The sequence below is a fragment of the Magnetococcales bacterium genome, from assembly GCA_015228935.1.
Lineage (GTDB): Bacteria > Pseudomonadota > Magnetococcia > Magnetococcales > DC0425bin3 > HA3dbin3.
Genome location: JADGCO010000157.1, coordinates 1 through 7,197 on the forward strand (window position 1 = coordinate 1; position 7,197 = coordinate 7,197).

9 protein-coding genes are annotated in these 7,197 nt (G+C 51.8%); 8 read left to right on the forward strand and 1 reads right to left on the reverse strand.

Going from position 1 to position 7,197, the window contains the following annotated elements; genetic code table 11:
• Positions 1-242 (reverse strand): hypothetical protein (locus HQL65_19870; protein MBF0138494.1); only part of this gene is annotated, 242 nt, incomplete at its 3' end.
• Positions 243-394: 152 nt separating this feature from the next.
• On the opposite strand from HQL65_19870, the gene HQL65_19875 reads away from it, so the two are divergent.
• From HQL65_19875 to HQL65_19910, 8 genes are all read left to right on the forward strand, one after another.
• Positions 395-1,459: a hypothetical protein gene (locus HQL65_19875; GenBank protein ID MBF0138495.1), complete on the forward strand. Its 1,065-nt coding sequence runs from the start codon at positions 395-397 to the stop codon at positions 1,457-1,459.
• The gene (locus HQL65_19880; GenBank protein MBF0138496.1) at positions 1,456-2,397 is read left to right on the forward strand and encodes a phosphoadenosine phosphosulfate reductase family protein; all 942 of its coding nucleotides are present in this window, start codon (positions 1,456-1,458) and stop codon (positions 2,395-2,397) included. Before HQL65_19875 ends, HQL65_19880 begins: the two co-directional genes overlap by 4 nt.
• A 52-nt stretch (positions 2,398-2,449) precedes the next feature.
• Positions 2,450-4,015 carry a hypothetical protein gene (locus HQL65_19885; protein MBF0138497.1) on the forward strand — a complete coding sequence of 522 codons (1,566 nt, stop codon included), beginning with the start codon at positions 2,450-2,452 and terminating at the stop codon, positions 4,013-4,015.
• Between the two features lie 30 nt (positions 4,016-4,045).
• Positions 4,046-4,297 carry a hypothetical protein gene (locus tag HQL65_19890; protein MBF0138498.1) on the forward strand — a complete coding sequence of 84 codons (252 nt, stop codon included), beginning with the start codon at positions 4,046-4,048 and terminating at the stop codon, positions 4,295-4,297.
• 66 nt (positions 4,298-4,363) lie between these two features.
• A complete protein-coding gene (locus HQL65_19895) occupies positions 4,364-4,846 on the forward strand; it encodes a hypothetical protein (protein ID MBF0138499.1) in 483 nt (160 codons plus the stop codon).
• Positions 4,847-4,920: 74 nt separating this feature from the next.
• Positions 4,921-5,478: a GNAT family N-acetyltransferase gene (locus HQL65_19900; protein MBF0138500.1), complete on the forward strand. Its 558-nt coding sequence runs from the start codon at positions 4,921-4,923 to the stop codon at positions 5,476-5,478.
• Positions 5,479-5,883: 405 nt separating this feature from the next.
• Positions 5,884-6,315, forward strand: a complete 432-nt coding sequence (locus HQL65_19905; protein MBF0138501.1) for a hypothetical protein — start codon at positions 5,884-5,886, stop codon at positions 6,313-6,315.
• Positions 6,293-7,102, forward strand: a complete 810-nt coding sequence (locus HQL65_19910; protein ID MBF0138502.1) for a phage Gp37/Gp68 family protein — start codon at positions 6,293-6,295, stop codon at positions 7,100-7,102. Before HQL65_19905 ends, HQL65_19910 begins: the two co-directional genes overlap by 23 nt.
• The last annotated feature ends 95 nt before the right edge of the window (positions 7,103-7,197 follow it).

Consider the following 7,197-nt stretch of genomic DNA (forward strand, 5'->3'; position numbering starts at 1 on the left):
CCAATATCTTCACCTATACCTTCGAGAACCAGCAGATCCGCATCCGGATGATCGGCGGTGTACCATGGTTCGTGGCCAAGGACCGAGCGGATAATATCCTTGACACCACCGCCAGGACGGGAGTAGCGTCGCGCCAGGAGCTTGAAAACTCCATGGCAGACGGCGGTCCCCCCGCCCCCGACAGACTTGGCGGTATTTTTATGCCCGGATTTTGCGTCCAGGGCATGATTCATGCTTTTCATATCACATCTCCGGGGGCGACGTGCGCATGTCCAGGGTTTCGGCCTGAAAGGCACGTCGGGCCTGTTCCGTTTGCCAGGTTTTTCAACCCCCGGAGTCTGGGCCTCTTGAAAAAGGTTCGCGCTCCGGCAATTTCTGCAAACGGAGCGCACGCATGAATACCAGCCGCAGTACCCCCTCTACGCCTTTCACCAGCATCACCCCATTCCAGTTCGAGGCACACGTGGTCCGGGTCGTTACCCGTGACGGCGAGCCGTGGTTTGTGGCCGCTGACGTGTGCGCAATTCTGGAAATCGGCAACGTCACAAACGCAATGAAGCGCCTGGATGGAGATGAACAAGCCCTTTATTCAATAAAGGGCATCTCCACCGGCAACGACCAAGCCAATATAATCAATGAATCCGGTTTTTATTCTTTGGTACTGCGGTCCGACAAACCGCAGGCAAAACCTTTCTGCAGATGGGTCACCGCCGAAGTCTTGCCGTCGATCCGCAAGACCGGCCAGTACGTCCACCATCAACCCATCCTGGGCGATTTGCATTCCACCCCCAATATCTTCACCTATACCTTCGAGAACCAGCAGATCCGCATCCGGATGATCGGTGGTGTACCATGGTTCGTGGCCAAGGACATTGCTGAAGCCCTTGGCCATGACTGGACCGATACCAAAACTATCGAACATGTCCCGGTGGAATGGAGGGGGATTGGATCTGTTCCGACCCCCTTTGCAAACCAGAACATGGCCATCCTGTCCGAACCTGGCATGTGGTTTTTTCTGGGCCGCTCCGACAAGCCCAAGGCCATGCTCCTTCTGAAAAAGGTTGCCGGTGAAATCCTCCCCGCCATCTGCATGACAGGCCGGTACGACCATCATCTGTCCAACCTGGATGGGAAGGAAGAATTGCGCAAATTGTTCAGGAAGGTACTGCACACCAGGACGGACCAGGACCATGGCCAGTACGTTCACCATCAACCACATCCCCCCGATATGGATGTGAAGGACCTTTTGTTCATCCTGCTTGCAAAGGCAGATGAGACAGGGAGTGAGGAATTGCGGGATCTGACCCTCCAACTGGTGGCTGGATGGGTACGCGCTACGAAAACGGAAAAGATATCTCCCGCAACCCTGAGACAACGTCGCAGACGGGAGCGGATGCGCCAAGAGAGCAATGCCTCCATCCGCAACTTGCTCCACGGCACAGGAGATGACGCCCTATGACCATGAACGTGATCTATGTCCTCAACGTCAGCGGGGGGAAGGACAGCACCGCCATGTTGCTCTGGGCCATGGAACGGGACATGACGTTCCTGCCTGTGTTCGCGGACACGGGGAACGAACACCGCATCACTCTGGAGTACATCGACCGCCTACCGGAGATGACCGGCTGCCCGGAGATTGTTCGGGTGCGATCCGACTTCGCAGAGGCGTTCCAGGGTCGCCGCCGCCGATTGCCGGACAAGTGGCGGAAGGACGGTGTCCCCCAGGATCGCATCGACGAGGCGTTGTCGAACTTGCATCCATCGGGCAATCCTTTCCTGGACCTCTGCGTCCTGAAGGGACGATTCCCCAGCACCCGGGCGCGGTTCTGCTCTCAGATCCTCAAGCACGAGGCAATCCACGAGTACGTCATCCTGCCCTGGCTGGACCGGGGGTGGGAGACGGTCAGCATGCTTGGCATCCGGGCCGAAGAGTCACCCTCCCGCGCCGGTATGCTCCGGATCGAGGATCTGGGCGACGGGCGATGGGTATTTCGCCCCCTGTTGGACTGGACGGTGGGCGATGTGTTCGCCATCCACCGCCGGCACGGCGTGGACCCCAATCCTTTGTACCGGCTGGGCTGCTCACGAGTGGGATGCATGCCCTGCATCCACGAATCCAAGGCTGGCATCCGCAACATCGCCCAGCGCTTTCCCGACGATATCTCGCGGATTGAGAAATGGGAAAAGCGGGTTGGGTGCGTATCCAAACGGGGCGCATCCACGTTCTTCGCTGTCAATAAGGTGCCAGGGCATCACCAGGGGGATACAACCCTGCCGATACCGCCCATAAGGGACGTGGTGCGCTGGTCCATGACCGCCCGAGGTGGGCGGCAACTCGACCTGTTCGCCACCGAGAAAACTGGGGACTGCATGTCGCTGTACGGGCTGTGCGAGTAATGGGCAGCAGCGGCGCAAGCGTTTATCCAAAAGCCTATCAGGGAATGCGGTCATGAGCCTCCTCGGACTCATCAATTCCGAACTCATCGGCACCTTGTCTGATCCTCAATGGAGGACACTCACCGAATTGTTGTACCTGGCGGATCATGGCGAGGGGAGTGGTGACGGGGATACCGGGATCACGCGAGATTCCTTGAACTGGCGTGTACGACGCAGAGGGGCCACGCGCAGCCTGAAAACACTCATGGCATGTAATCTGGTCAAAGAAACCGAAAGGGGAACTCTGGCCATCGCGCCTTCCTTGGTTGGATGCTGGCCAGAATGGCCACAAGTATCCCCACTCGGGTTGATCGATGATCACCGAACAGGAATGCTGACCCATCCCCTGTGGCGTACATACACTGAAATGATTTTTTTGGCCGGCGCTGGTACTGGTGCCGGTTCTGGAGACACGGGGATCGGGCGGGATGCCATGGCGTGGCAGTTGCGGAGGCGGAGAGTCAAGGATGACCTGGAAAATCTTCAATCCCGGAACTTGATCCACGAAAGCAGCCAGGGAACCCTTATCGTGGCAGGGTGGGAGAGCGGTGGCAGCAGCGGTTGCCACTTGGATGCAAAGAATAATTTGGATCACCAGGTCACACCGGAGGCCCTCAGGCAGCGCCGCAGACGGGAGCGGATGCGCCAAGAGAGCAATGTCACGCCTGCCACATCCGATGTCACACCCCCCGCCACATCCCCTGTCACGCCCCCTACCACATCCGATGTCACGCCCCCTGCCACATCCCCTGTCACATTTGGTAGTAGTAGTAGTAAAGAAGAAAATAAAAAAGAAAAAACCACTACTACTACCTCACCCCTGTCTCCACCTGTCACGCTTGCACCTGTCACGCTTGAGAAAAGCGCAGACGGCCTTTTTTGGGAAGTCGGTCAGGAAGTCGGTCAATTGGAGGTGTCCATTAAAGTTCCCCATGACCTGGTTCGCCAGGTTGCGTCCAGTGCATCGCTGGCACCTGACCCGCAGGCAATCCTGGACGAGCTGGGAGGCAGATTGCGGAATCCTGAAGGATCAAAGCCAATCGGCAATCTCGTCTCATGGACTCGTCAGGTGGCGGCCAATGCCGCAGATGATCGATTCATACCAGAACACGGTCCGGTTTTCCGGGCCGACATGACTGATGCCCGCAAACGGATAACAGCCGCCACCGCCACGACCGTTATCGAGCCAATACAGAACCAGGATCTCCAAGAACCTCCTCCTTCGGTCGAGATCGAAAAGAAGGACCCATGGACCATGATAGCGGGAGGCCTGGAATTTCCATGTGATTTCACGCCAGGACAGGTGAAAAGGACCATGATCCTCCTCCAAGGGTTGGATGAAAAACAGTCGCAGATCATCCTGGATGAGGTAGGCGGCCTTTTGGCTGCCAATGCCATCGAAAGTGAAAAAAAAGGTCTTGCCATAACAGTGGCATCCATGGTCAACCAGGCACGAAACGGGTCGCTGCAGGCCAAGTATGGGCCGAAGTACCGGAATAATCTGATTGCGGCCAGAAACAGTTCAGGAAAAAACACACTGCCTGATATCCAAAATCAATCCTGCGGTGCAGGTCGATAATATCTTAGGCAACCTTGGAGGACATTAGAGATGTTTGTAAGCCAAAAAGAAATATCTGATTCCTGTGATATGGTGGATGAAATCCAAAGCAAGGTTAATATAGTGTTGTTTTTATTGTCGTCCTGGGATGAGGTTGGACGTCATGAGATGATCGTACAGGGGATATTTCATATTGTTGAAGATATAGAGATAGACCTGAAAGGTTTATCAAAATCGCTTATTTCTGGACTTGATCAACATAAATCGCTGTCTGAACAATTATCCTGCAATGTAGCATGTTGATATTAAATAATATCTATGAACTGCGAATTTATACTGAGCAGACTGAATCAGTTGTCAGGCAACAAAATGGGACTGGTTCGGGGACGCAGCACCAACCCATCGGATGTCAACTGGGAAGATGTGGCTGGCGCTTTATCCAGGTTGAAACCTTTAGAAATGCTATTGCTCAGGGTTATTGTTGCAGGGCAAGAGCAATTCAAAAGAGATCTATGCTATTATGTGGCAGCAGAAATTAAAGATGTTGCAGAATCGGAAGGATGGCAAGAAATATTATCTTATAAACAGAAAATTTTATCTGAAACGGTCATCAACGAAATAATTAACCAACGAATATGCGTGAAATGCAATGGAGATGATTCTGATTGTCGATCTTGCCACGGGAGAGGTTTTTTCCCGTTACTGTCCCGCGAATCAATGTCAGAAAAACTTGAGATACCATTATCGGTATGGGATCGTAGATTAAAAAAAGAATATACAAAGATTATTAAATATTTTAGAAAAAAAATGGTTAATTCATGTATAAAGATTAAAGTAGCGCTTGGTTTCTGATAGTTAAGAAAAACAAGCTGTTTTGACAGGCGAGGATAATTTTCCGCCAAGTTTATTATAAGGAGCCAACGTCCATGAACAAAAATAGAGACCAATCGCAAGTCACAATTCGCTTGGGTCGAATGGCCGACCTGATCGGCCTGAGCCATTTGGTGGAAAAGGCGCATCAGGAGAGCCGATACCGTGATTTGCCTCTCGATCCGGGAGCCTTCAAGCGGGATTACATGGTGGCCATGCGCAGCCCCAGACAACAAGTCTGGGTCGCTGAGCGCGAGGGAGAACTGGTCGGTGCCCTGGTGGCGATTACCGACAAGGTTTATGGCTGGAGTACTGCCCGGGTGGCAACCGATATTTTCTTTTATGTTTCAGAAGTTGGCATCGGCAGTGGGGCGGGCCTGTTGCGCAGATTTATGCAATGGGCAGCTGCTTTTCCCGATGTGGTCATGGTGGTTCTTCAAACTGGTAGTGGTATTCGTGAAGACTCCAGAGTGGAGAGACTATACGAGGCATTTGGCATGGAAATCACGGGCCAAATATACCAACTGTGGTTTCCGGGCAAAAAGCCAAAATCTCACATGACCAATGAAGAACAAGCAAAACATCCAGAATCGACTACAGGAGAGACTCCGTGAAAGTTCCAGGAGAAGCAAGTTTCGGACCCATTACGACCACAGTGTCATCAGACGAATATATGGACCGGTTGACGTCCTATGATGCTGACAACAATCCGGAATATGTCGGTTTGGCAGAACCCGGGACAACTTCTTCTGCATCAAAGTGGCAAATTCGCAAGTTTGGATATGTGGGTGGCAATCCAGTTTCATCGCGATTTGCAAATGGCAATGCGGAGTTTAATAAAGTTTGGGACGACAGGGGTGGATACTCATACTGATCCGGCCAATGACAACCGAAAATCAAGATTTTGCTTGATGAAGCGAAGCTTTTCAGCCAGTATATTTACACTGAAATTATTTTATCGAAAATCGTTGCCCGCCATGGGAAACCTCTGGCGGGTTTTTTTATTATTGAGGTGCATCATGGATGATCAGAAATGGACGCCGAAGCTTGTTGCCAAACGCATGGGAGAAGCAGCGAGAACCTTGCGCCGTTTGCCAAAAGTATTGCCAGCGGGCTACATCTCATTTTGGCCTTCAGTAATTCACGATCCCAGGGATGCTTATGGCTTGAATGACGTCGAACTCCAATTGGGCCCGCCAACGGCAGAGGAAATCAGCAGAATGGATGCAGCACTGCAATGGCTGCACTGGCTGGAACCGGATCAGGCACGATTGGTCTGGCTATCTGCTGAAAATGTACCGCGCAAACTGATCATGAGAAAGATGAATGTGAGTCGGTCAACGATATGGCGTTTGCTGGCAACCAGTCTAGCAATAATTTCAACCCGATTAAACATTGATAGTGGTAAAGCTGACAGGGAGAGTATCCATGGCAGATCACAGTGCAATTGAATGGACAGAGGCCACCTGGAATCCGGTAACCGGTTGTACAAAGATCAGCGCGGGGTGTCGTAATTGTTACGCCGAACGCATGTCTAAACGTCTGCATGCCATGGGCAATCCCAGATATTATAATGGATTCAGAACAACCGCACATCCGGATTTGCTTGAGAAGCCTTTGAAGACATGGCGTCGCCCCAGGATGATTTTTGTAAATTCAATGAGCGATCTGTTTCATGATGATGTGCCAGATGATTATATTTTAAATGTCTTCAAAATCATGTCCCAATCCACTCAGCACACCTTTCAAGTTTTGACAAAACGTTCTGCCCGTTTGAATCAAATGGCCAACCAGATTGAATGGCCATCGAACGTTTGGATGGGAGTGACGGTTGAAGATGATCGGCACAAATTCCGCATAGAGCATCTACGCAAAACACCATCCTCAATTAGATTTCTTTCCATCGAACCCCTGCTTGGTCCATTGGGTTCGATTGATCTCCGGGGAATTTCATGGGTCATTGTGGGAGGAGAGTCAGGACCTGGTGCCCGTCCAATGCAGGCTGATTGGGCAACATCCATTCGTGATCAATGTCTGGCCAGGAACATTCCGTTCTTTTTCAAACAGTGGGGTGGGGTACGGAAAAAGGCGGCTGGCCGCATGTTGGAAGGACATGTCTGGAACCAAATGCCATGTTTCAAACAGCCTTCTGCATCTGCCATTCTGGAACAGGAGTTGATGGAGCATCCGCTACATCCGCATGTCAAGAGCGGGGAATTTGTTGAAACATCGTGTTGAAACATTTTTTCATGAAACATTTGAAACAAGATTTGCTATGATCCTAAATCCGGCAGTTGACTGGTAGTGACCTTGCCATCGGGGGAGGTTTGAGA